The sequence below is a fragment of the Parvularcula lutaonensis genome (assembly GCF_014651915.1).
GTDB classification, from domain to species: domain Bacteria; phylum Pseudomonadota; class Alphaproteobacteria; order Caulobacterales; family Parvularculaceae; genus Parvularcula; species Parvularcula lutaonensis.
The window spans coordinates 652,851-673,739 of sequence record NZ_BMXU01000001.1; the positions used below are offsets into that span (position 1 = coordinate 652,851).

33 protein-coding genes are annotated in these 20,889 nt (G+C 61.2%); all 33 read left to right on the top strand.

Annotated features, from left to right (window positions below; genetic code table 11):
* Positions 1-5: 5 nt before the first annotated feature.
* The 33 genes from IE053_RS03010 to IE053_RS03170 all read left to right on the top strand — a co-directional run bounded on the left by IE053_RS03010 (position 6) and on the right by IE053_RS03170 (position 20,829).
* Positions 6-977, top strand: coding sequence for a glycosyltransferase family 2 protein (locus IE053_RS03010; protein WP_189571534.1), 972 nt, complete (start codon positions 6-8; stop codon positions 975-977).
* The gene (locus tag IE053_RS03015; RefSeq protein WP_189571537.1) at positions 974-1,957 is read left to right on the top strand and encodes a sulfotransferase family protein; all 984 of its coding nucleotides are present in this window, start codon (positions 974-976) and stop codon (positions 1,955-1,957) included. Before IE053_RS03010 ends, IE053_RS03015 begins: the two co-directional genes overlap by 4 nt.
* 249 nt (positions 1,958-2,206) lie before the next feature.
* Entirely contained in the window at positions 2,207-2,578 is a 372-nt protein-coding gene (rpsL, locus tag IE053_RS03020) for a 30S ribosomal protein S12 (protein ID WP_183817093.1), read from the top strand.
* A 14-nt stretch (positions 2,579-2,592) separates the two neighbouring features.
* Positions 2,593-3,063 carry a 30S ribosomal protein S7 gene (gene rpsG, locus IE053_RS03025; RefSeq protein ID WP_189571540.1) on the top strand — a complete coding sequence of 157 codons (471 nt, stop codon included), beginning with the start codon at positions 2,593-2,595 and terminating at the stop codon, positions 3,061-3,063.
* 15 nt (positions 3,064-3,078) lie between these two features.
* Positions 3,079-3,507 carry a hypothetical protein gene (locus IE053_RS03030; RefSeq protein WP_189571544.1) on the top strand — a complete coding sequence of 143 codons (429 nt, stop codon included), beginning with the start codon at positions 3,079-3,081 and terminating at the stop codon, positions 3,505-3,507.
* Positions 3,508-3,537: 30 nt separating this feature from the next.
* Positions 3,538-5,631: an elongation factor G gene (fusA, locus tag IE053_RS03035; protein ID WP_189571547.1), complete on the top strand. Its 2,094-nt coding sequence runs from the start codon at positions 3,538-3,540 to the stop codon at positions 5,629-5,631.
* A 26-nt stretch (positions 5,632-5,657) separates the two neighbouring features.
* Complete coding sequence (gene tuf / locus IE053_RS03040) at positions 5,658-6,833, top strand: elongation factor Tu (protein ID WP_189571550.1); 1,176 nt, start codon at positions 5,658-5,660, stop codon at positions 6,831-6,833.
* A gap of 117 nt (positions 6,834-6,950) precedes the next feature.
* Positions 6,951-7,262: a 30S ribosomal protein S10 gene (gene rpsJ, locus IE053_RS03045; protein WP_189571553.1), complete on the top strand. Its 312-nt coding sequence runs from the start codon at positions 6,951-6,953 to the stop codon at positions 7,260-7,262.
* Positions 7,263-7,289: 27 nt separating this feature from the next.
* The gene (gene rplC, locus IE053_RS03050; RefSeq protein WP_189574675.1) at positions 7,290-8,192 is read left to right on the top strand and encodes a 50S ribosomal protein L3; all 903 of its coding nucleotides are present in this window, start codon (positions 7,290-7,292) and stop codon (positions 8,190-8,192) included.
* A complete protein-coding gene (gene rplD / locus IE053_RS03055) occupies positions 8,192-8,812 on the top strand; it encodes a 50S ribosomal protein L4 (protein ID WP_189571556.1) in 621 nt (206 codons plus the stop codon). The genes rplC and rplD overlap by 1 nt, the downstream gene beginning before the upstream one ends.
* The gene (locus IE053_RS03060; protein ID WP_189571559.1) at positions 8,809-9,108 is read left to right on the top strand and encodes a 50S ribosomal protein L23; all 300 of its coding nucleotides are present in this window, start codon (positions 8,809-8,811) and stop codon (positions 9,106-9,108) included. Before rplD ends, IE053_RS03060 begins: the two co-directional genes overlap by 4 nt.
* Positions 9,109-9,112: 4 nt before the next feature.
* Positions 9,113-9,952: a 50S ribosomal protein L2 gene (gene rplB, locus IE053_RS03065; protein WP_189571562.1), complete on the top strand. Its 840-nt coding sequence runs from the start codon at positions 9,113-9,115 to the stop codon at positions 9,950-9,952.
* A gap of 3 nt (positions 9,953-9,955) precedes the next feature.
* Positions 9,956-10,234 (top strand): 30S ribosomal protein S19, encoded by a 279-nt coding sequence (gene rpsS / locus IE053_RS03070; protein WP_189571565.1) that lies wholly within the window; start codon positions 9,956-9,958, stop codon positions 10,232-10,234.
* Positions 10,235-10,236: 2 nt separating this feature from the next.
* A complete protein-coding gene (gene rplV / locus IE053_RS03075) occupies positions 10,237-10,614 on the top strand; it encodes a 50S ribosomal protein L22 (protein WP_189571579.1) in 378 nt (125 codons plus the stop codon).
* Positions 10,614-11,339, top strand: coding sequence for a 30S ribosomal protein S3 (gene rpsC, locus IE053_RS03080; RefSeq protein WP_189571583.1), 726 nt, complete (start codon positions 10,614-10,616; stop codon positions 11,337-11,339). The genes rplV and rpsC overlap by 1 nt, the downstream gene beginning before the upstream one ends.
* Positions 11,340-11,349: 10 nt before the next feature.
* Positions 11,350-11,769, top strand: a complete 420-nt coding sequence (rplP, locus tag IE053_RS03085; protein WP_189571586.1) for a 50S ribosomal protein L16 — start codon at positions 11,350-11,352, stop codon at positions 11,767-11,769.
* Positions 11,769-12,014: a 50S ribosomal protein L29 gene (gene rpmC, locus IE053_RS03090; RefSeq protein ID WP_189571588.1), complete on the top strand. Its 246-nt coding sequence runs from the start codon at positions 11,769-11,771 to the stop codon at positions 12,012-12,014. Before rplP ends, rpmC begins: the two co-directional genes overlap by 1 nt.
* Positions 12,007-12,261 carry a 30S ribosomal protein S17 gene (gene rpsQ / locus IE053_RS03095; RefSeq protein ID WP_189571591.1) on the top strand — a complete coding sequence of 85 codons (255 nt, stop codon included), beginning with the start codon at positions 12,007-12,009 and terminating at the stop codon, positions 12,259-12,261. Before rpmC ends, rpsQ begins: the two co-directional genes overlap by 8 nt.
* 50 nt (positions 12,262-12,311) lie before the next feature.
* Positions 12,312-12,680, top strand: a complete 369-nt coding sequence (gene rplN, locus IE053_RS03100) for a 50S ribosomal protein L14 (RefSeq protein WP_189571594.1) — start codon at positions 12,312-12,314, stop codon at positions 12,678-12,680.
* Positions 12,680-12,994 carry a 50S ribosomal protein L24 gene (gene rplX, locus IE053_RS03105; RefSeq protein ID WP_189571597.1) on the top strand — a complete coding sequence of 105 codons (315 nt, stop codon included), beginning with the start codon at positions 12,680-12,682 and terminating at the stop codon, positions 12,992-12,994. Before rplN ends, rplX begins: the two co-directional genes overlap by 1 nt.
* Positions 12,987-13,553 carry a 50S ribosomal protein L5 gene (gene rplE / locus IE053_RS03110; protein ID WP_189571600.1) on the top strand — a complete coding sequence of 189 codons (567 nt, stop codon included), beginning with the start codon at positions 12,987-12,989 and terminating at the stop codon, positions 13,551-13,553. Before rplX ends, rplE begins: the two co-directional genes overlap by 8 nt.
* A 57-nt stretch (positions 13,554-13,610) precedes the next feature.
* On the top strand, positions 13,611-13,916 hold the full coding sequence (rpsN, locus tag IE053_RS03115) for a 30S ribosomal protein S14 (protein WP_189571617.1): 306 nt from the start codon (positions 13,611-13,613) through the stop codon (positions 13,914-13,916).
* A gap of 15 nt (positions 13,917-13,931) precedes the next feature.
* A complete protein-coding gene (gene rpsH, locus IE053_RS03120) occupies positions 13,932-14,330 on the top strand; it encodes a 30S ribosomal protein S8 (RefSeq protein WP_189571620.1) in 399 nt (132 codons plus the stop codon).
* A 2-nt stretch (positions 14,331-14,332) separates the two neighbouring features.
* A complete protein-coding gene (gene rplF, locus IE053_RS03125) occupies positions 14,333-14,866 on the top strand; it encodes a 50S ribosomal protein L6 (protein WP_189571623.1) in 534 nt (177 codons plus the stop codon).
* Positions 14,867-14,868: 2 nt separating this feature from the next.
* Positions 14,869-15,231 carry a 50S ribosomal protein L18 gene (rplR, locus tag IE053_RS03130; RefSeq protein WP_189571626.1) on the top strand — a complete coding sequence of 121 codons (363 nt, stop codon included), beginning with the start codon at positions 14,869-14,871 and terminating at the stop codon, positions 15,229-15,231.
* A 10-nt stretch (positions 15,232-15,241) separates the two neighbouring features.
* A complete protein-coding gene (gene rpsE, locus IE053_RS03135; RefSeq protein ID WP_189571629.1) occupies positions 15,242-15,832 on the top strand; it encodes a 30S ribosomal protein S5 in 591 nt (196 codons plus the stop codon).
* A 92-nt stretch (positions 15,833-15,924) separates the two neighbouring features.
* Positions 15,925-16,110: a 50S ribosomal protein L30 gene (gene rpmD / locus IE053_RS14405; protein ID WP_373302865.1), complete on the top strand. Its 186-nt coding sequence runs from the start codon at positions 15,925-15,927 to the stop codon at positions 16,108-16,110.
* Positions 16,111-16,243: 133 nt separating this feature from the next.
* On the top strand, positions 16,244-16,753 hold the full coding sequence (gene rplO, locus IE053_RS03145; protein ID WP_189574677.1) for a 50S ribosomal protein L15: 510 nt from the start codon (positions 16,244-16,246) through the stop codon (positions 16,751-16,753).
* A 158-nt stretch (positions 16,754-16,911) separates the two neighbouring features.
* Complete coding sequence (gene secY, locus IE053_RS03150; protein WP_189571635.1) at positions 16,912-18,261, top strand: preprotein translocase subunit SecY; 1,350 nt, start codon at positions 16,912-16,914, stop codon at positions 18,259-18,261.
* Positions 18,258-18,863 carry an adenylate kinase gene (locus IE053_RS03155; protein ID WP_189571638.1) on the top strand — a complete coding sequence of 202 codons (606 nt, stop codon included), beginning with the start codon at positions 18,258-18,260 and terminating at the stop codon, positions 18,861-18,863. The genes secY and IE053_RS03155 overlap by 4 nt, the downstream gene beginning before the upstream one ends.
* Positions 18,864-18,995: 132 nt before the next feature.
* The gene (gene rpsM, locus IE053_RS03160; protein ID WP_189571641.1) at positions 18,996-19,364 is read left to right on the top strand and encodes a 30S ribosomal protein S13; all 369 of its coding nucleotides are present in this window, start codon (positions 18,996-18,998) and stop codon (positions 19,362-19,364) included.
* Positions 19,364-19,759, top strand: coding sequence for a 30S ribosomal protein S11 (gene rpsK, locus IE053_RS03165; protein ID WP_189571645.1), 396 nt, complete (start codon positions 19,364-19,366; stop codon positions 19,757-19,759). Before rpsM ends, rpsK begins: the two co-directional genes overlap by 1 nt.
* A gap of 53 nt (positions 19,760-19,812) precedes the next feature.
* Complete coding sequence (locus IE053_RS03170) at positions 19,813-20,829, top strand: DNA-directed RNA polymerase subunit alpha (RefSeq protein WP_189571647.1); 1,017 nt, start codon at positions 19,813-19,815, stop codon at positions 20,827-20,829.
* The last annotated feature ends 60 nt before the right edge of the window (positions 20,830-20,889 follow it).

Here is a 20,889-nt window from a genome sequence, read left to right on the forward strand (position 1 = left end):
GGATCATGCTCGACGACCTCGGCATCGTCGTCATCGGACGGAACGAAGGAGAGCGGCTGAAGACCTGCTTCGGATCGCTGCCCAATGGCGTCCCCGTCGTCTATGTCGACTCGGGCTCCACCGACGGCTCGCCCGAATGGGCGGAGGCGCAGGGGGCGGAAGTGGTTCGTTTGTCGACGGACAGACCATTCTCCGCTGCGCGCGCGCGGAACGAGGGCTCCGAGCGGTTGGTGCAGCTGCATCCGGACACGTCCTATGTCCAGTTCATCGACGGCGACTGCGAGCTCCTCGACGGCTGGCTTGAAACCGGGCTTGCTGCCCTGCGCGCCAACGAAAAGCTCGCCGCCGTCGCAGGGCTGCGGCGAGAGCGCTATCCCGGAAAAAGCTGGTACAACGAGCTGTGTGCCTATGAATGGGACACCCCGATTGGCCGCGCCGACGCGATCGGTGGCGATGCGATCTACCGGGTCGAGGCACTCACGAAGGCCGGGCTGTTCGATCCCATGATGATGGCGGGGGAGGAGCCGGAACTCTGCCTCCGCCTGCGCAGGCTGGGCTACGAGATCGAGCGGCTCGATGCCGACATGACCTTGCATGACGCGGCAATCGAGAGCTTTGGCGCGTGGTGGAAGCGGGCGGTTCGGTCAGGCTACGCCTACACCCTCGGAATGCTCAAACACGGCCGTGATGGGTATAATGTCCGCGAGGTGATCAGGGCCCTTGTTTGGGGCGGCCTTTATCCTCTTCTCGTTTTCCTGACGCTTGTCTTCGGGCCCCGTGTCGTCGCCTTCGGCTTGATCGCATTCGGCATTCTCAAATGGTGGCGGGTGACCCGTCGCGTCGGTGCGCGCTACCGGAACCCCGGAAAATATGCGGCATTCATGATGCTCACGAATGTTGCAGAGGTTCGCGGCATCATTCGTGCTCTGGTCGAAACGGCCAAGGGAGAACGCCGTATCGTGGAGTACAAAGGGTGAGCACGCAGCTTTCGACGGACGACATCGAGACCCGCGCACCGACGCCGAGAGAGCGACCGCATATCGTGCTCTGCGGCTCCCTCCGTGCGGGGACGACGATGCTCAGGCTCATGCTCGGCCGTCACCCGCTGGTCGAGGGACTGGGCGAGAGTGATTTCCTGTTCGATGGCGCCCCCATCGACAACGAGGCGACGCCCGAGAGGATCGAGTGGTTCCGCCACCGGTCGGTCGACCGCCGACCCGCGCGATGCCTGGGGTTCAGGCCGCCGACCGGCGAGCGCTATGTCGATATGCTCAATGATCTCATCGCCCAGCACCGCATCGGGCGCGATCATCTCCTGATCACACTGCATCGCCACTTCGATATCGCTGCTCGGATGCTGCCCAACGCGTTCTTCATCAGGCTGCAGCGTGATCCTCGCGATGTCGCGCTGTCGGCCGTTCCGATGGGATGGGGTGGCATCCCCTATTTCGGGCTCGACGTCTGGATGCAGGCCGAACGCGACTGGCTCCGTGCGAAGGACCACATTCCTGAAGAGCGGCGCGCCTTCATCCGCTACGAAGACCTGGTCCGAGATCCAAGGGGCGAGCTTTCCCGTGTGCTTGATGCGGCGGGCCTGCCCTTCGACAAGGCCGTGCTGGCGCCGGGGGATAACACCACCTACGCAGCCCCCAAGCCGCGGGAGCACGAAGCTTTCCGCAGGAAACTGAGCGAAAGGGAGATCCGGGAGATCAATGCCCGGCTAGCCTGGCTGCCGGAGGATTATGGCTACAACCTGTCTCCCGCCGAATCACCCAGCGCGATCCGTTCCCTCGAGCTTCGAGCGCTCAAGATTGCTGGCATCTTCAAATGGCGGCTTGACCGCTATGGTCTCGGCCTCACGCTCGCTGACGTGGCGGGCCGCAAGCTTGGGCTGAAGGGCCTTGAGGCCAAGGCCCGCCGTGAGATGCGGGTCATCGACGCTGCGCATCTGAAGTAGTCGACGCTGGTCTGCGAGAACCTGACGGATTGCTTGTGGAAAGCCGCCTCTATCCTGCTTGACGTCTCGCCTATGACCCGCTAGCGGCACCAGACGCCAGATAGGGCGCTGTCGGTTCGCCGAAACAACCCTAGGCACATCGTCAAGGCAGGTCATTGTTACCGCGCGGGTTTTCCTTTGCGCGGCACTCTTTTTGGCATTTCTGTCTGGCGATCCTGGTCACGAGATTTTGGAACGAAAAGGGCTCTAATGCCGACGATTCAGCAGCTGATCCGCAAGCCGCGGAAGCCGAAGCGGAAGATCAACAAGGTTCCGCACCTGCAGGGTAACCCGCAGAAACGCGGCGTGTGCACCCGTGTCTACACCACGACCCCGAAGAAGCCGAACTCCGCGCTTCGGAAGGTCGCCAAGGTGCGCCTGACCAACGGTTACGAGGTCATCAGCTACATCCCCGGTGAGGGTCACAACCTTCAGGAGCACTCGGTGGTTCTCATCCGTGGTGGCCGCGTGAAGGACCTTCCGGGTGTCCGCTATCACATCCTTCGCGGTGTCCTCGACACCCAAGGCGTCAAAGACCGCAAGCAGCGCCGTTCGAAATACGGCGCCAAGCGTCCCAAGTAATAGGGTAGGCGAGCATGTCCCGCAGAAGACGCGCCGAGAAACGGCACATCAACCCGGACCCGAAATTTCACGACGTCCAGGTTTCGAAGTTCATGAATTACGTGATGCTCGACGGCAAGAAATCTGCCGCCGAGAAGATCGTATACGGCGCATTCGAGCGCATGGAAGAGAAGCTCCGCCGCCCGCCGGTCGAGACCTTCCGCGAAGCCATGGAAAACGTGGTGCCTGCTGTTGAGGTCCGTTCGCGCCGCGTGGGCGGTGCGACGTACCAGGTCCCCGTCGAGGTTCGCCCGGACCGCAAGCAGGCCTTGGCCATGCGCTGGATCATCGGTGCAGCTCGCAAGCGCAACGAAACCACCATGATCGAGCGCCTGTCGGGTGAGCTCATGGACGCGGCGCAAAACCGCGGCGCGGCCGTCAAGAAACGCGAGGATACGCACAAGATGGCGGAAGCCAACCGCGCGTTCTCGCACTATCGCTGGTAGTCCGGAGCAGGTTTGATGAACAAGCTTCTCTCCATCCTCGCAGTTGCGTCCCTTGCGATTGCTGCCTGCTCGACCACGGTTCCTGAGGAGCCGGAGGTCCAGCGCGCCAACGCCACGCCGCGCGCGACGCTGAACACCGTAACCGTCGGTGGCCAGTCTGTCCGCACGCTGGCCGACGCTGTTACCGCTGGTGAGATCGAGCGGCGGGCACGTCTTGCGGCGGCAGCCGGTTTCGAGGGCGACAACAAGGGCAACGCCTGTTTCCAGGAGCCGGTGTTCCGCGGTGTCGTCGGGGGAGAGCTTGCCTCGGACCAGACCCGCCGCCGCGAGTTCTGGACCTACTCGGTCTGTGGCGAGAGCTACGAAGTCCCGGTTACGGTAACAAAAAGACAAGGCTCGGCGACGGTTGATTTTTCCGTCGGTTCCGGGCGAGAGGCGCGCTGAGACCCTTAGGCTCGGCAAGGATCACGAGACATGACACGCGAATACCCTATCGAGGACTATCGGAACTTCGGGATCATGGCCCACATTGATGCGGGCAAGACCACGACGACCGAGCGTATCCTCTACTACACCGGCAAGTCCTACAAGATCGGCGAAGTCCATGACGGCGCCGCGACCATGGACTGGATGGAGCAGGAGCAGGAGCGGGGTATCACCATTACCTCGGCTGCGACGACCACCTTCTGGACCGGCCGCGACGGCAAGAAGCGCCGCTTCAACATCATTGACACTCCGGGCCACGTCGACTTCACCATCGAGGTCGAGCGTTCGCTGCGCGTGCTCGATGGTGCCATCGCTCTTCTCGACGGTAACGCCGGTGTCGAGCCCCAGACGGAAACCGTCTGGCGCCAGGGCGACAAGTACCGCGTGCCGCGGATGTTCTTCATCAACAAGATGGATAAGCTCGGCGCGAACTTCTACACGTCCGTTGACTCCATCCACGAGCGTCTCGGCTGCAAGACCGTCGTTCTCCAGTTGCCCATCGGTGAAGAGAGCGACTTCAAGGGCGTCGTCGATCTCATCGAGATGGACGCGATCGTCTGGAACGAGGAAACCCTCGGCGCGAGTTTCGATCGCGTGGAGATTCCGGACGACCTGAAGGAAAAGGCGGCGGAGTACCGCGAGAAGATGATCGAAACGATCGTCGAGCTCGATGAAGAGGCGATGGAAGCCTATCTCGAGGGCAACGAGCCTTCGAACGAGAAGATCCGTGAGCTGATCCGCAAGGGCACGATCAACGTCGAATTCCACCCGGTGCTGCTTGGTACGGCGTTCAAGAACAAGGGCGTGCAGCCGCTTCTCGACGCGGTGATCGACTTCCTGCCTTCGCCGGTCGACGTCCCGCCGATCAAGGGTATCGAGCCTGACACGGGCAAGGAAGTGACGCGTCTGTCTTCTGACGACGAGCCGCTTTCGATGCTTGCCTTCAAGATCATGAATGACCCGTTTGTCGGTACGCTGACCTTCTGCCGCATCTACTCCGGCACCTTGGAGCAGGGCGCTTCGGTGCTCAACACCGTCAAGGGCAAGAAGGAGCGCGTCGGCCGCATGCTGCTGATGCACTCCAACCAGCAGGAAGAGATCAAGAGCGCATACGCCGGTGACATCGTCGCGATCGCGGGCCTGAAAGACACGACAACGGGCGATACGCTCTGCGTTCCGAACAAGCCGGTGATCCTCGAGCGTATGGAGTTCCCGGAGCCGGTGATCTCGCTCGCTGTCGAGCCGAAGACCAAGGCTGACCAGGAGAAGATGGGCATCGCGCTCAACCGTCTCGCGGCGGAGGATCCGTCCTTCCGTGTGCACACGGATGAAGAAAGCGGCCAGACGATCATCGCGGGCATGGGCGAGCTTCACCTCGACATCCTCGTCGACCGGATGAAGCGTGAGTTCAAGGTCGAAGCCAATGTCGGTGCTCCGCAGGTTGCCTACCGTGAGACCATCACCAAGGCTGCCGACATCGACTACACCCACAAGAAGCAGTCGGGTGGTACGGGTCAGTTCGCGCGCGTGAAGTTCCGCATCCAGCCAGGCGAGCCGGGGTCCGGTTTTGTCTTCAAGAACTCGATCGTCGGTGGTGCCATTCCGAAGGAATACATTCCGGGTGTCGAGAAGGGTCTTCGTTCGGTTCAGGAAGCGGGTCTTCTCGTGGGCTTCCCGATCCTCGACTTCGAAGTCGATCTCTATGACGGTGCCTTCCACGACGTCGACTCGTCGGTCCTTGCCTTCGAGATCGCTGCTCGTGGCGCCATGAAGGAATACAAGGACCAGCTTGGCCTCGCTCTTCTCGAGCCGGTCATGAAGGTCGAAGTCGTGACCCCGGACGAATACACCGGAACCGTCATCGGCGACCTCAACTCGCGTCGTGGCCAGATCCAGGGCCAGGAGGTCCGCGGCAACGCAACCGTCGTCAACGCGATGGTGCCGCTTGCCAACATGTTTGGCTACGTGAACAACCTGCGTTCGGCCACCCAGGGTCGTGCTCAGTACACCATGCAATTCGATCACTACGAGCGCGTTCCCAACGCGGTCGCGGATGAAGTCAAGGCGAAACTCGCCGGGTAACACGGTCAGAATACGGAGATAGGATTATGGCCAAGGAAAAGTTTGAACGGACGAAACCGCACGTCAATATTGGCACGATCGGTCACGTCGACCACGGCAAGACCACGCTGACCGCAGCGATCACCAAGTATTTCGGTGATTTCCGCGCGTACGACGAGATCGACGGTGCGCCGGAAGAGCGTGAGCGCGGCATCACGATTTCGACCGCACACGTCGAATACGAGACCGAAAACCGGCACTACGCTCACGTCGACTGCCCGGGTCACGCCGACTACGTCAAGAACATGATCACCGGTGCTGCCCAGATGGACGGCGCGATCCTTGTCGTGAACGCTGCCGACGGCCCGATGCCGCAGACCCGTGAGCACATCCTGCTCGCCCGTCAGGTCGGTGTCCCTGCGATCGTCGTGTTCCTGAACAAGGTCGACCAGGTCGATGACCCGGAGCTCCTGGAGCTCGTCGAAATGGAAGTGCGCGAGCTTCTCAGCTCTTATGACTTCCCGGGCGACGATATTCCGATCATCGCAGGCTCGGCTCTGGCTGCGCTCGAGGGCCGCGACCCGGAAATCGGTGAGAACAAGATCCGCGAGCTGATGGCTGCTGTTGACGAGTACATTCCGACCCCGGAACGTCCGATCGACCAACCCTTCCTGATGCCGATCGAAGACGTCTTTTCAATCTCGGGCCGTGGTACGGTGGTCACCGGTCGTGTCGAGCGTGGTGTCGTCACTGTTGGTGATGAACTCGAAATCGTCGGCATCCGCCCGACCACCAAGACGACCTGTACGGGCGTCGAGATGTTCCGCAAACTGCTCGATCGCGGTGAAGCCGGCGACAATGTCGGTGTTCTCCTCCGCGGTGTAGACCGTGATGGCGTTGAGCGCGGCCAGGTTCTCTGCAAGCCGGGTTCTGTGACCCCGCACACCAAATTCGTTGCTGAGGCCTACATCCTCACCAAGGAAGAGGGTGGCCGTCACACGCCGTTCTTCAACAACTACCGCCCGCAGTTCTACTTCCGCACCACCGACGTGACCGGCATCTGCACGCTGCCGGAAGGCACCGAGATGGTCATGCCGGGCGACAACGTGAAGCTGAACGTCGAACTGATCGTTCCGATCGCCATGGAAGAGAAGCTCCGCTTCGCTATCCGTGAAGGTGGCCGCACCGTCGGCGCCGGGATCGTTTCCTCGATCATCGAGTAAAATAGGCCTTTTCTTCGGCGGGCTGCTGCATTAGTGCGGCAGCCCGCCGATCACTTTTTTCAGCTCCTCTGAGGCGCTCGGCCCGCCATCACGAGCCCAGTCGTAAGGACTAGGACATTGCAACAGAATATCCGCATCCGGCTGAAGGCGTTCGACCACCGCGTGCTCGACACTTCCGCCAAGGAGATCGTCAACACGGCGAAGCGCACCGGCGCCCAGGTCCGTGGCCCGATCCCTCTCCCCACCCATATTGATCGGTACACTGTCCTTCGCTCGCCGCACGTCAACAAGAAGTCGCGCGAGCAGTTCGAGATGCGTACGCACAAGCGTGTTCTCGATATCGTGGAGCCGACCCCGCAAACCATCGACGCCCTGATGAAGCTGGACCTGTCCGCTGGCGTCGACGTTGAGATCAAGCTGGGAGCGTAAGCGATGTCCGTTACGGAACGTCAGCAAATGCGCAAGACCCAGCACCGGCCGCAACCGCTGCCTGCCCAACACCAGGTGCGCACCGGTCTGATCGGCAAGAAACTGGGGATGACGCGCCTCTACACTGCGGAAGGCACCCACGTGCCGGTCACGGTCGTCAGCCTCGAGAACTGCCAGGTTGTCAGCCATCGCACCGCTGAGAAGGACGGATACACCGCCCTCCAGCTCGGCGCAGGCACCGCCAAGCTGAAGCGCGTTTCGAAGCCGATGCGCGGTCACTTTGCCAAGGCGAAGGTCGAGCCGAAGCGCAAGCTCGCCGAGTTCCGCGTTCCTGAAGATGCCATGATCGAAGTGGGGTCGACCATGACCGCTGACCACTTCGTCGCTGGTCAGCGTGTCGACGTTGTCGGCACCTCGATCGGTAAGGGCTTTGCCGGCGGCATGAAGCGCCACAATTTTGGCGGCCTCCGCGCCTCGCACGGCGTGTCGATCTCGCACCGTTCGCACGGCTCTACCGGCCAGTGTCAGGATCCGGGCAAGGTTTTCAAAGGCAAGAAGATGGCCGGCCACATGGGTGACGTCCGCGTGACCACCCAAAACCTCGAAGTCGTCAAGACTGACGTGGCTCGCGGCCTGGTCATGATCAAGGGCGCGGTTCCGGGTTCTGCCGGGTCGTGGGTCCTGATCAAGGATGCCATCAAGAAACCTCTGCCCGAAGACGCTCCGCGTCCGGGCGCGTTCGCCGCTCCCAACGAAGAGGTCGAAGCTCCCGAAGAGGAATCTCTGCTGGCCGAGGCCGGCGAGAAGACGCCCGTCGGCGCTTATGACGCTCCGGTCCCTGAGGACGGCGGCGAAGCGAAGGAAGCCAATGCGGAGGAGCAGGGCGGTGACGCTGCTGCTCCTGCCGCTGACGAAGGAGACAAGAGCTGATGAAAGTCGACGTCATCACTCTCGGCGCGGACAAGTCCGGCGATGCTCAGCTGAAGGACGAAATCTTCGGCATTGCTGAGCCGCGCAAGGACCTCCTGCACCGGTACGTCGTTTGGCAGCTTGCCAAGCGCCAGCAAGGCACGCACAAAACGAAAGAGCGCGGCGAAGTCGCTGGCTCGACGAAAAAAATCGTCCGCCAGAAGGGCTCCGGCGGTGCTCGCCACGGCAACAAGAAGGCTCCGCAGTTCCGCGGTGGCGGCAAGGCTCACGGCCCCCGCGTCCGCAGCCACGCGATCGATCTTCCCAAGAAGGTCCGCAAGCTCGCCCTGCGTCACGCCCTTTCTGCCAAGCAGGGCGCTGGTGAGCTGATCGTCATTGACGAAGCCAAGCTCGACACGCCGAAAACCTCGGCGCTTGCGGGCAAGCTGAAGTCCCACGGACTCAAGAACGCGCTCATCATGGATGGCACGTTCGACGAGAACTTCTCGAAGGCTGCCCGTAACATCGAGGGCGTCAACATTCTCCCGGTCGCCGGCGCGAATGTCTACGACATCCTCAAGCACGAAAAGCTGGTCCTGACCAAGGCTGCGGTCGAGGGCCTGGAAGAGAGGCTCGCATGACCGAAGCGACTGCGAAGCATTACGACACCATCACGTCTCCGGTGATCACCGAGAAGGCGACGATCGGTGCCGAGCATAACCAGTACGTGTTCAAGGTGCCGCTGAAGGCGACGAAGCCTGAGATCGCTGAAGCCGTCGAAGCTCTTTTCGACGTCAAGGTGAAGGCCGTGAACACGCTGATCAACAAGGGTAAGGCCAAGCGCTTCCGTGGTCGTCCGTACACGCGTTCGGACGTGAAGAAAGCGATGGTCACCCTCGAAGACGGTCACAGCATCGACGTGACGACGGGGCTCTGAGACAATGGCACTGAAGACATACAATCCGACGTCGCCGGGTCGCCGCACCCTCGTGACCGTGGACCGCAAGGGTCTGCACAAGGGCCGTCCGGAAAAGACGCTCACCGAGGGTCTGCACAACAAGGGTGGCCGTAACAACAACGGTCGAATCACGGCCCGTCGTCAGGGTGGTGGCGCGAAGAAGCTGTACCGGATCATCGACTTCAAGCGGCAGCGTTACGACGCCATCGCGACGGTCGAGCGTCTCGAGTATGACCCGAACCGTTCGGCCTTCATCGCGCTCATCGAATACGGCGACGGCGTCAAAGCCTATATCCTTGCGCCGCAGCGCCTGCAGCCGGGCGACAAGGTCGTCTCGGGCGAGCGCGTCGACGTGAAGCCTGGCAACGCGATGCCGTTGAAGAACATCCCAGTCGGTACGATCGTCCACAATGTCGAGCTCAAGCCCCTCAAGGGCGGCCAGCTTGCCCGTTCGGCTGGCGCCTATGTCCAGCTGGTCGGTCGTGATGGCGACTATGCGCAGATCCGGCTCAAGTCCGGCGAGGTCCGCCTCGTCCATGGAGAGTGCCGCGCCACGATTGGAGCGGTTTCGAACCCGGATCACTCCAACACGGTTCTCGGCAAGGCCGGCCGCAAACGCCATATGGGCAAGCGCCCGGCGGTTCGCGGTGTCGCCATGAACCCGATCGATCACCCGCACGGTGGTGGCGAAGGCCGTACCTCGGGTGGCCGTCACCCCGTCACGCCGTGGGGCAAACCCACCAAAGGTAAACGGACGCGGAGCAATAAAGAGACAGACCGTCTCATCATTCGCTCGCGTCACGCGAAGAAGAAGGGACGCTAATTCATGCCGCGTTCAGTATGGAAAGGACCTTTCGTCGATCGGTACCTCCTCAAGAAGGCGGCTGAGGCCGGCGAGGGTGGTCACAAGGGCGGTATCAAAACCTGGTCCCGCCGTTCGACGATCCTGCCGCAGTTCGTGGGGCTGACGTTCAACGTCTATAACGGCCAGAAGTTTATCCCGGTGCATGTCACCGAGGACATGGTCGGCCACAAGCTCGGCGAGTTCAGCCCGACCCGTACCTATTACGGTCACGGCGCTGACAAGAAAGCGAAGCGGAAATAATCATGGGTCAGATGAAAAATCCGGTCCGTCGTGAGGAAGATCAGGCGATCGCCAAGGGTCGCATGATCAAGACCTCGCCGCAGAAGCTGAACCTCGTTGCTCAGTCGATCCGCGGTCTGAAGGTCGAGCGGGCCCTCAACGAACTCGAGTTCTCCCGCAAGCGCGTCGCTCGCGAGGTCAAGGCTGTCCTGGAAAGCGCGATCGCGAATGCCGAGAACAACCACGATCTCGATATCGACAGCCTCGTTGTCGAGGAAGCCTTTGTCGGCAAGAACCTCGTCATGAAGCGCTTCCGTCCGCGTGCCCGTGGCCGCATCGGTCGCATCAAGAAGCCGTTCGCCGAGATCACCATCAAACTCCGCGAGAAGGAGACTGCATAATGGGTCAGAAGGTTAACCCGATCGGTCTCCGTCTGGGGATCAACCGCACCTGGGACAGCCGTTGGTATGCGCCGAAAGGCGCATATGGGGATCTTCTCCACGAAGACCTTGCCATCCGGAACTATTTGCTCAAGCGGCTCAAGAATGCAGGCGTTTCGAAAATTGTTATCGAGCGTCCGCACAAGAAGTGCCGCGTCACGATCTACTCGGCGCGTCCGGGTGTCGTGATCGGCAAGAAGGGTGCTGACATCGAGAAGCTCCGCCAAGAGCTTTCGAAGATGTCGAGCTCGGAAACGGTCCTCAACATCGTCGAGATCCGCAAGCCGGAAACCGACGCCACGCTGGTTGCCGAAAACATCGCGCAGCAGCTGGAGCGCCGTGCGTCGTTCCGTCGCGCGATGAAGCGTGCCATGCAGACCGCGATGCGCATGGGTGCCCTCGGCATCCGCGTGAACTGTGCCGGTCGTCTCGGTGGTGCAGAGATCGCCCGAACGGAGTGGTACCGCGAAGGTCGCGTGCCGCTGCACACCCTGCGTGCCGACATCGACTACGGCACCGCCACCGCCCGCACCACCTATGGTGCGATCGGTATCAAGGTCTGGATCTTCAAAGGCGAGATCCTCGAGCACGATCCGATGGCGCATGAGCGTCGCCTGATCGAGGCCCAGACCGGCGGTCCGACCATGAGCCGCGAGCGTCGTCCGCGTCGCCGCGAGAACGCATAAGAGGTCTGAAATGCTACAGCCGAAACGGACGAAGTTCCGTAAACAGCATAAAGGCCGGATCAAGGGCACCGCTAAAGGCGGCACCAGCCTGAACTTCGGTTCCTACGGCCTCAAGGCCGTGGAGCCGGAGCGGGTCACCGCCCGCCAGATCGAGGCCACCCGTCGTGCGATCACCCGCCACATGAAGCGGGCCGGTCGTGTGTGGATCCGGATCTTCCCGGACGTGCCTGTCACCGCCAAGCCGACAGAAGTGCGGATGGGTAAGGGCAAGGGCTCGGTCGACCGTTGGGTTGCCAAGGTGAAGCCTGGCCGGATCATGTTCGAAATCGACGGCGTCAACGAGCAGGTCGCGCGTGAAGCGCTCGCGCTCGGTGCCGCGAAACTTCCGATTAAAACCCGCATCGTCAAGCGGATCGGGGAGGACGCGTAATGAACGCTCAAGAAGTTCGCGATCTCAGCGACGACGAACTCAACGCGAAGCTGCTCGATCTCAAGAAAGAGCAGTTCAACCTGCGGTTTCAACGTGCGTCGGGTCAGCTCGAGAAGACTTCTCGCGTGGCGGAGGTTCGTAAGGCCATTGCCCGCATCAAGACCATCCAGACCGAGCGCCGCAAGAACGCCGACGCTCCGGCCCGCACCAAGCCGGAACAAGTGAAAGAGGACAACGATGCCTAAGCGTATCCTGCAAGGGTCTGTCGTTTCGGATAAGGGCGATAAAACTGTTGTCGTCCGCGTGGACCGCAGTTATCTGCACCCGCTCCTGAAGAAGGTCGTACGGCGCTCCAAGCGCTATCACGCCCATGACGAAACCAACTCCGCCAAGGAAGGTGACGTCGTTCAGATCATCGAATGTGCGCCGAAGTCGAAGACCAAGCGCTGGGAAATCTTCAGCGGAGCCGATGCGGCTAAGGCTGAAGCTTAAATCTATTGGATAGCGCCCGGTTTCCCCGGGGCTGAACGGAGGATCAAGCTATGATCCAGATGCAGACGAACCTCGACGTCGCCGACAACAGCGGTGCGAAGAGGGTGCAGTGCATCAAGGTTCTTGGCGGGTCGAAGCGGAAATACGCTTCCGTGGGCGACATCATTGTGGTGTCGGTCAAGGAAGCCATGCCGCGCGGCCGTGTCAAAAAGGGCCAGGTGATGAAAGCTGTGGTGGTCCGGACCGCGAAAGACATCAAGCGTCGCGACGGTTCCGTGATCCGCTTCGACGGCAATGCAGCCGTCATCGTGAACAACAACAAGGAGCCGATCGGCACTCGTATCTTCGGCCCGGTGACGCGCGAGTTGCGCCGAGCCGGTCATATGAAGATCGTGTCGCTGGCGCCGGAGGTGCTCTAATGGCCGCGCGTATCAAGAAGGGTGACAAGGTCGTCGTCCTCGCGGGCAAGGACAAGGGTTCGGAAGGCGAAGTCCTGAAGGTCTTCCCGAATGAACAGCGCGTCCTCGTCCAGGGCTGCCAGATGGTCACCAAGCACGTGAAGCCGTCCCAGCAATCCGCTGGTGGCCTTCAGCGCACCGAGGCACCGATCCATGTGTCGAACGTCGCCCTGAAGGATCCGAAGGACGGCAAGCCGACCCGCGTCGGCTTCGAAATCCGCGACGGCAAGAAGGTCCGCGTCGCCAAGCGTTCGGGAGAGGTCATCGATGGCTGATACTGCCGTGGAAAACTACGTCCCGCGCCTGAAGGCCCGGTACAATGACGTCATCCGGGCCAAGCTCAAGGAAGAGCTCGGTCTCGCCAACGTCATGCAGATCCCCAAGCTCGGGAAGGTTGTCCTGAACATGGGCGTCGGCGATGCGGTCAATGACCGGAAGTCGATCGAGACCGCTCTTGCCGAGATGGAAGCCATTGCCGGCCAGAAGCCGGTTGTCACGAAGGCCAAGAAATCAATTGCGGGTTTCAAGGTTCGTGAAGAGATGGCGCTCGGCGTCAAGGTCACCTTGCGCCACGACCGCATGTATGAGTTTGTCGATCGGCTGATCACCATCGCGATGCCCCGGATTCGCGACTTCCGTGGCCTGAATCCGAAAAGCTTTGATGGCCGTGGCAATTTTGCCATGGGCTTGAAAGAGCACATCGTGTTCCCGGAGATCGACTACGACAAGGTAGAAGGCCAACGCGGGATGGACATCATCGTCTGCACCACATCGGACAATGACGATCACGCCCGTGCGCTTTTGAAAGAGTTCAACTTCCCCTTCCGCAAGTAAGGGGGCCGTCTTCGGTACTTCCGTCCGTGAACGGAAAAGGCCGGAAAGGAGAAAGACATGGCTAAAAAGGCTATGGTCGAGCGGGACCTCAAGCGTCGCCGCATGGCCAAGAAGTGGGACGCCCGTCGTGAGCGCCTGAAGGCGATCATGAGGGACGAGGCGGCCAGCCCGGAAGACAAGTTCAAGGCAGCGATGCAGCTTGCCGAGATCCCGCGCAACGCTTCGAAGACCCGTATCCGTAACCGGTGCCTCGTGACCGGCCGTCCGCGCGGTTACTACCGTAAGCTGAAGATGTCCCGTATCGCGCTGCGTGAGCTTGGCTCGCTCGGCAAGATCCCGGGTCTCGTGAAGTCGAGCTGGTAAGGAAGTCGAGCCAAGATGACCATCAGCGATCCTCTCGGTGATATGCTCACCCGCATCCGCAACGCGCAGATGCGCGGGATGAACAAGACCGTCACCCCTGCGTCCAAACTTCGCCAGCGCGTCCTCGACGTTCTGCAGGCGGAAGGCTTCATTCGCGGCTACACCCGCGTGGAGCAGGACAACAACAAAGCCGACCTCGAGATCGAGCTGAAATATTTCGATGGTGATCCTGTCATCTCGAAGATCAAGCGCGTGTCGAAGCCGGGTCGCCGGGTCTACAGCTCGGTGAAAGACATCGAGCCCGTCCGGAACGGCCTCGGTATCTCCATCCTGTCAACGCCCAAAGGCGTGATGTCCGACGCGGTTGCGCGCGAACAGAACGTCGGTGGCGAAGTCCTCTGCCAGGTGTACTGATCATGTCGCGCATTGGTAAGAAACCGGTCCCCATCCCGAGCGGCGTTGAAGCGAAGATCAACGGCCAAACCGTTCAGGCAAAAGGTCCGAAGGGCCAGCTCGAGTTCGTCGTGAACGAGCTCTGCCTGGTCAAAATGGGCGACGATGGCGTCGAGGTGACCCCGGTCAACAAGACCAAGGAAGCCCGTTCGCAGTGGGGCATGAGCCGCACGCAGGTCGCCAACATCTTCGAAGGCGTGACCCAAGGCTTCAAGAAGAACCTTGAGCTTGTTGGCGTCGGCTACCGTGCACAGATGAAGGGCAAGACCCTCGTTCTCGCACTGGGCTATAGCCATGATATCGAGTTCGAGCCGCCGCAGGGCATTGAGATCAAGGTCGGGAAACCGACCGAGATCGAGATCTCCGGCATCGACAAGCAGGTCGTTGGTGAAGTCGCAGCGAAGATCCGCAGCTTCCGTCCGCCGGAACCCTACAAGGGCAAAGGCGTGAAATACGCTGGCGAGTACATCTTCCGCAAGGAAGGGAAGAAGAAGTAATCATGCCTCTCACCCGGATTGCAAAACTCAAGAAACGCGCCGACCGCACCCGGACGGCGCTTGCGAAGCGTGCCGGTGGCCGTCCACGCCTCAGCGTCTATCGCTCGGGCAAGAACATCACTGCACAGATCATCGACGACGCCGCGGGCAAGACCCTCGCTTCGGCTTCCTCGCTGGAAAAAGAACTCCGCGAGGCTGGCAAGGGCTCGACCACGGACGCCGCTGCGAAGGTCGGATCCCTTGTCGCCGAGCGCGCGAAAGCCGCTGGCATCGAGAATGTGATCTTCGATCGCGGCGGTTACCTGTTCCACGGCCGGGTGAAAGCCCTGGCAGAAGCTGCCCGTGAGGGCGGCCTGAAATTCTGAGGTCAGACTGATGGCAAGAGAACCGAGACAAGGTGGTGATCGCCGTCGTCGTGGCGGCAATCGCGAAGAAGAGCGGGACGAGTTCCAGGACCGTCTTGTTGCGATCAACCGCGTCGCGAAGACCGTGAAGGGTGGTAAGAACTTCGGTTTTGCCGCTCTCGTCGTGGTCGGCGACCAGAAAGGTCGCGTCGGCTTCGGCAAGGGCAAGGCCCGCGAAGTGCCCGAGGCGATTCGCAAGGCTTCGCAGGAAGCCAAGCGCAACATGATCCGTGTGCCGCTCCGCGATGGTCGCACGCTGCACCACGATGCCCATGGTCGTCACGGTGCCGGCAAGGTCACCGTTCGTACGGCGCCCCCGGGTACCGGCGTCATCGCCGGTGGCCCGATGCGTGCCGTCTTTGAGATGCTGGGCGTCCAGGACGTGGTCGCGAAGTCGATCGGCACCTCGAACCCCTACAACATGGTCCGCGCGACCATCGACGCCCTGAAAGAGCAGTCGAACCCGCGTTCCATCGCGGCCAAGCGCGGTCTCAAAGTGTCGGACCTCATCGCCCGTCGCGCGGCGGTGCAGGCTGACGCCACCACGGTGGATGCAGGCTAATGGCTGACTACGAGAAGAAAACCACCGGCCGCGGCCGTGTGGTCGAGAAAAACCACGGTGCCGAGAAGGCCAAGAAAGAGGGCCGGCCCACGATCACCGTGCGCCAGTACGGCTCTCCGATCCGTCGCGAGGCGAGCCAGCTGGCCACCCTCAAGGGCCTGGGTCTCGGCAAGATCGGCCGGGAGCGCGAGCTCGAGGACACCCCGGCGATTCGCGGCATGGTTCGCAAGGTCCGCCACATGGTCGAGATCGTCGGCGAAGGCCGCGCGCTCAGTTAACCGGCTGATCGCAAGACAGGTATGGAGAGGGGAGGGCGCTTGCCCTCCCGCTTCGTTTGGGGCATTGCCCCCTCAGATCAAAGGCGAGGCCCGCGACTGCCGGGCCGTATAGTCGAAAGGACAAGACATGAGCATTCGTCTCACCGACCTCGCAGACAATCCCGGTGCCCGTAAGGAACGCAAGCGCGTTGGTCGCGGCATTGGCTCGGGCCGCGGCAAGACCGGCGGCCGCGGTGTGAAAGGCCAGAAATCCCGCTCGGGCGTCGCCATCAATGGCTTCGAGGGGGGGCAAATGCCGCTCCACATGCGTTTGCCGAAGCGTGGCTTCAACGCGCCGAACACGAAGACCTTCGCAGAGATCAACCTCGCGACGCTTCAGGCTGCCGCCGATGCCGGCCACGCCACCATCACCGAGGATGCCCTCGTCGAAGCCGGCCTCGTCAAGAACAAGCGCGATGGCCTCCGTCTCCTCGGCTCGGGCGAGCTTTCGGCCAAGGTCGACGTGACTGTCACCTACGCGACCAAGTCGGCTCGCGAAGCGGTGGAGAAGGCCGGCGGGAAGGTCACCATGACCCGTCCGGAAAAGACCAAGCGTCTTCGCGGCAAGGAACGCGAAGAGGCGAAGAAAGCCGGCAAGAAGTAGCACGAAGCGTCATCCCGGAGGCCGAAAGGCCGTCCGGGATCCATCGGTTGATGCGATGGGTTCCGGATCCGTCGGCGCTCCGGCCGGGATGATGTCCGGGCACGATCTTCTCGCCGGGGATGGTGCGCCGCAACGCAAGAGCGTCTAAGGACGTCGTTATGACTTCAGCCGCAGAACAAATGGCTTCGAACTTCAGCTTCGGCAACTTCGCCAAGGCTGACGAGCTTCGCAAGCGTATCCTCTTCACCCTCGGTGCACTGATCGTCTACCGTCTTGGCACGTTCATCCCGATTCCGGGGGTGAATCCCGAGGCTTTTGCCGATCTCTTCCAGACCCAGACAGGCGGCCTCCTTGGCACGTTCAACCTGTTCTCGGGTGGTGCGACAGAGCGGATGGCAATCCTCGCGCTCAACATCATGCCCTACATTTCGGCATCGATCATCATGCAGATGATGTCGGCCCTGGTGCCTTCGCTCGAGGCTATCAAGAAAGAGGGCGAAAGCGGGCGTCGCCAGATCAACCAGTACACGCGTTACCTGACGGTGTTGCTTGCGACCGTGCAGGGCTACTTCATTGCCGCGACCATCGTTGGCCAAACCAGCCCTTCGGGTATCCCCGTCGTGGCCAATGCAGGACCGCTCTTCATCCCCGCGACGGTCATTACCCTCGTTGGCGGCGTCATGTTCCTGGTCTGGCTTGGTGAGCAGATCACCGCGCGGGGGATCGGCAATGGCATCTCGCTAATCATTTTCGCAGGCATCATCGCAGAGCTGCCGCGTGCGGCCGCCGGTCTCCTGACGTCCGGCCAGACCGGTGCGATCCCAGCCTATGTGGTTGTCCTCGTCCTCGTGATGGCGATCGGCATCATCGCCTTCGTGGTGTTCATGGAGCGTTCGCAGAGGCGCCTCATTGTCCAGTATCCGCGCCGCCAGCAGGGCAACCGGATGACCCAGGGCGAGACGAGCCACCTGCCGCTCAAGCTGAATACCGCTGGCGTTATCCCTCCGATCTTCGCCAGCTCGCTTCTTTTCCTGCCGGCAACGGCGCAGGGCGCCATCGGCACCGATGCACCGCTATGGCTTCAGGATCTCGTGGGCGCGCTCAGCCCCGGCAGTTGGCTATACATTGCCATCTACGCCGTCGGCATCATCTTCTTCTGCTTCCTCTACACTTCGATTGTCTTCAATCCGGAGGATACGGCCGATACGCTGAAGCAGTATGGCGGCTACATTCAGGGTTACAGGCCCGGCAAGAAGACTGCCGAGTATATCGATTACGTGCTGACCCGAATCACGGTGATCGGCGCTGCGTACCTGACCTTTGTCTGTGTTCTCCCTGAGTTTCTGAGAATGCAGATTTCGGCGATCCCGGTGTATCTAGGGGGTACGTCGCTGCTCATTGTCGTGACGGTCACGCTGGACACGGTGCAACAGATCCAAGGCCATCTGCTGGCGCAGCAGTATGAGTCGCTGATCAAGAAGTCGAAACTACGGGGAGCGCGTCGGTGATAGTCATTTTCCTTGGACCGCCGGGAGCTGGGAAGGGGACCCAGGCCAAGATGATTGCGGCCCGCCGTGGTATCCCTCAACTTTCGACCGGTGATATGCTCCGTGCGGCAATTGCCGCTGGCACCGAACTCGGGAAGAAATGCCAGTCGATCATGGCGGCCGGTGATCTTGTTTCCGATGAGATCGTCACCGGCATCATCTCCGAGCGCATCGACATGGACGATTGCAAGTCCGGGTTCCTGCTCGACGGGTTCCCTCGGACAGTTCGGCAGGCCGAGCTGCTCGAGGAAATTCTCGAGGAGAAAGGCCGCCAGGTTGATGTCGTTCTTGAGCTCCGGGTTGATGACGAAGAACTCGTCAATCGCCTCAAGTCCCGTGTGGAAGAAACAAAGGCCGCCGGTGGCGAGGTCAGGGAAGACGACAACGAAGAGACGTTCCGCAAGCGTCTCAGTATTTACAACGAACAGACCGCGCCGCTCATCCCGTTTTACGAGAAGCGCGGCCTCGTCAAAGTGATCGACGGCATGAAGCCGATCGACGAAGTCACCGCCGAAATCGAGGCAGCTCTCGATTCGGTGGAGCCTGGCCGAAACCACGCTTGACATGGAAAGATGAGGGTTTAGACCCCCACTTTCCGCTAACACGGACCGCGGACCCTTTTGCCTGCGTGGCGAAAGAAAGTCCCAACAATTTCAAGGCACCGAAGTTCGGTGCACCCGCTAGAGAGGAATTCGATGGCCCGCATCGCCGGCGTTAACATCCCGAATAATAAGCGCGTTCATATCGCGCTGACCTATATTCATGGCATCGGACCGGCCAAGGCGATGGAAATCGTCGAGAAAACCGGTCTCGACACGAACCGTCGTGTCCAGGATCTCACGGATGCTGAAATTCTGAAGATCCGCGAGACGATCGACGCCGACTATACCGTCGAAGGCGACCTTCGCCGTGAGAACGCCCAGAACATCAAGCGCCTCATGGACCTCGGCTGCTATCGCGGCCTGCGTCACCGTCGTGGCCTTCCGGTTCGTGGCCAGCGCACGCACACCAACGCCCGCACCCGTAAAGGTCCGGCCAAACCGATCGCCGGGAAGAAGAAATAATGGCACGTACTCCGACCCGTCAGGCGCCGCGTCGCCGCGAACGCAAGAACATCGTTTCGGGCGTCGTTCATGTGAACGCCTCGTTCAACAACACGCATGTCACCATCACCGACGCGCAGGGCAATGCCATCAGCTGGTCCACGGCTGGCCACATGGGCTTCAAAGGCTCGCGCAAATCGACGCCTTTTGCCGCGCAGATGGCAGCTGAGGACGCTGCGAAGAAGGCCATGGAACATGGCCTCCGCTCGGTGGACGTTCTGGTTCGTGGTCCGGGTTCGGGCCGTGAGAGCGCGCTTCGCGCGCTGCAGGCTGCTGGTCTGACGGTCACGACCATCAAGGATGTCACGCCGATCCCGCATAACGGTGTCCGTCCGCGTAAACGCCGTCGCGTCTAACAGACTCACCTTAGGCTCGGGGCTCGCCTGCAAGCGCCCCAATTGGAGACCATATGCTCGAAAAAAACTGGCAGGAGCTCATCAAGCCGCAAAAGCTTGAAGTGCAGCCGGGTTTCGACCCGCAGCGCAAGGCGACGATCGTCGCCCAACCGCTTGAGCGCGGCTTCGGCCTGACGCTCGGCAACTCGCTCCGCCGTATCCTCATGTCCTCGTTGCAGGGTGCCGCTGTGACTTCGGTCCAGATCGACGGCGTCGTGCACGAATTCAGCTCGATCCCTGGTGTTCGTGAGGACGTCACGATCATCATCCTGAATATCAAGCAGCTCGCGCTGCGCATGCATGTTGACGGCCCGAAGCGCCTGACCCTCAAGAAGCAGGGGCCTGGTGTGGTCACTGCCGGCGACATTCAGGAAACCGCTGACATCGAGATCCTCGACAAGGATCACGTGATCTGCACCCTCGACGAGGGCGCAGACCTTCACATGGAATTCACGGTCCAGACCGGCAAGGGCTATGTCCCGGCCGATCGCAACCGTCCGGAAGACGCTCCCATCGGCCTGATCCCGGTCGACAGCCTGTATTCGCCGGTCCGCCGTGTCTCCTACCGCGTCGAGAACACCCGCGAAGGCCAGGTCCTCGACTATGACCGCCTGATCCTCGACATCGAGACCAATGGCGCTGTCAGCCCGGAAGACGCAGCAGCCTATGCTGCTCGGATCCTGCAGGACCAGCTCCAGATCTTCGTCAACTTCGACGAGCCTCAGGCCGACCAGACGCAGGAGAAGGAAGAAGAGCTGCTCTTCAACGCTGCTCTCCTCAAAAAGGTCGACGAGCTCGAGCTTTCGGTGCGTTCGGCGAACTGCCTGAAGAACGACAATATCGTCTATATCGGCGACCTCATCCAGAAAACCGAAGGAGAGATGCTCCGCACTCCGAACTTTGGTCGGAAGTCGCTGAACGAGATCAAGGAAGTCCTGGCTTCCCTCGGCCTGCATCTCGGTATGGACGTGCCGGACTGGCCGCCGGACAATATCGAAGAACTGGCTCGCAAGTTCGAGGACCAGTCGTAAGACCACTCCCTGCGGGTCGACCGTGGGGTCCATTTCTACCCCCTCGACGAGAGCCTTGCT

Excerpts from the sequence above, each read along its gene's own strand:
- IE053_RS03010 (WP_189571534.1), top strand. The coding sequence starts at position 6 with ATGCTCGACGACCTCGGCATCGTCGTCATCGGACGGAACGAAGGAGAG.
- rpsL (WP_183817093.1), top strand. The coding sequence starts at position 2,207 with ATGCCGACGATTCAGCAGCTGATCCGCAAGCCGCGGAAGCCGAAGCGG.
- rpsG (WP_189571540.1), top strand. The coding sequence starts at position 2,593 with ATGTCCCGCAGAAGACGCGCCGAGAAACGGCACATCAACCCGGACCCG.
- rplR (WP_189571626.1), top strand. The coding sequence starts at position 14,869 with ATGCCTCTCACCCGGATTGCAAAACTCAAGAAACGCGCCGACCGCACC.
- rpsQ (WP_189571591.1), top strand. The coding sequence starts at position 12,007 with ATGCCTAAGCGTATCCTGCAAGGGTCTGTCGTTTCGGATAAGGGCGAT.
- rpsE (WP_189571629.1), top strand. The coding sequence starts at position 15,242 with ATGGCAAGAGAACCGAGACAAGGTGGTGATCGCCGTCGTCGTGGCGGC.
- rplP (WP_189571586.1), top strand. The coding sequence starts at position 11,350 with ATGCTACAGCCGAAACGGACGAAGTTCCGTAAACAGCATAAAGGCCGG.
- rpsS (WP_189571565.1), top strand. The coding sequence starts at position 9,956 with ATGCCGCGTTCAGTATGGAAAGGACCTTTCGTCGATCGGTACCTCCTC.
- IE053_RS03060 (WP_189571559.1), top strand. The coding sequence starts at position 8,809 with ATGACCGAAGCGACTGCGAAGCATTACGACACCATCACGTCTCCGGTG.
- rpmC (WP_189571588.1), top strand. The coding sequence starts at position 11,769 with ATGAACGCTCAAGAAGTTCGCGATCTCAGCGACGACGAACTCAACGCG.
- IE053_RS03030 (WP_189571544.1), top strand. The coding sequence starts at position 3,079 with ATGAACAAGCTTCTCTCCATCCTCGCAGTTGCGTCCCTTGCGATTGCT.
- IE053_RS03170 (WP_189571647.1), top strand. The coding sequence starts at position 19,813 with ATGCTCGAAAAAAACTGGCAGGAGCTCATCAAGCCGCAAAAGCTTGAA.
- rpsH (WP_189571620.1), top strand. The coding sequence starts at position 13,932 with ATGACCATCAGCGATCCTCTCGGTGATATGCTCACCCGCATCCGCAAC.
- rplX (WP_189571597.1), top strand. The coding sequence starts at position 12,680 with ATGGCCGCGCGTATCAAGAAGGGTGACAAGGTCGTCGTCCTCGCGGGC.
- rpsN (WP_189571617.1), top strand. The coding sequence starts at position 13,611 with ATGGCTAAAAAGGCTATGGTCGAGCGGGACCTCAAGCGTCGCCGCATG.
- rpsC (WP_189571583.1), top strand. The coding sequence starts at position 10,614 with ATGGGTCAGAAGGTTAACCCGATCGGTCTCCGTCTGGGGATCAACCGC.
- rplD (WP_189571556.1), top strand. The coding sequence starts at position 8,192 with ATGAAAGTCGACGTCATCACTCTCGGCGCGGACAAGTCCGGCGATGCT.
- rpsM (WP_189571641.1), top strand. The coding sequence starts at position 18,996 with ATGGCCCGCATCGCCGGCGTTAACATCCCGAATAATAAGCGCGTTCAT.
- rplN (WP_189571594.1), top strand. The coding sequence starts at position 12,312 with ATGATCCAGATGCAGACGAACCTCGACGTCGCCGACAACAGCGGTGCG.
- rplB (WP_189571562.1), top strand. The coding sequence starts at position 9,113 with ATGGCACTGAAGACATACAATCCGACGTCGCCGGGTCGCCGCACCCTC.
- rpsK (WP_189571645.1), top strand. The coding sequence starts at position 19,364 with ATGGCACGTACTCCGACCCGTCAGGCGCCGCGTCGCCGCGAACGCAAG.
- rplE (WP_189571600.1), top strand. The coding sequence starts at position 12,987 with ATGGCTGATACTGCCGTGGAAAACTACGTCCCGCGCCTGAAGGCCCGG.
- rplV (WP_189571579.1), top strand. The coding sequence starts at position 10,237 with ATGGGTCAGATGAAAAATCCGGTCCGTCGTGAGGAAGATCAGGCGATC.
- fusA (WP_189571547.1), top strand. The coding sequence starts at position 3,538 with ATGACACGCGAATACCCTATCGAGGACTATCGGAACTTCGGGATCATG.
- rplF (WP_189571623.1), top strand. The coding sequence starts at position 14,333 with ATGTCGCGCATTGGTAAGAAACCGGTCCCCATCCCGAGCGGCGTTGAA.
- secY (WP_189571635.1), top strand. The coding sequence starts at position 16,912 with ATGACTTCAGCCGCAGAACAAATGGCTTCGAACTTCAGCTTCGGCAAC.
- rplC (WP_189574675.1), top strand. The coding sequence starts at position 7,290 with ATGCGCAAGACCCAGCACCGGCCGCAACCGCTGCCTGCCCAACACCAG.
- tuf (WP_189571550.1), top strand. The coding sequence starts at position 5,658 with ATGGCCAAGGAAAAGTTTGAACGGACGAAACCGCACGTCAATATTGGC.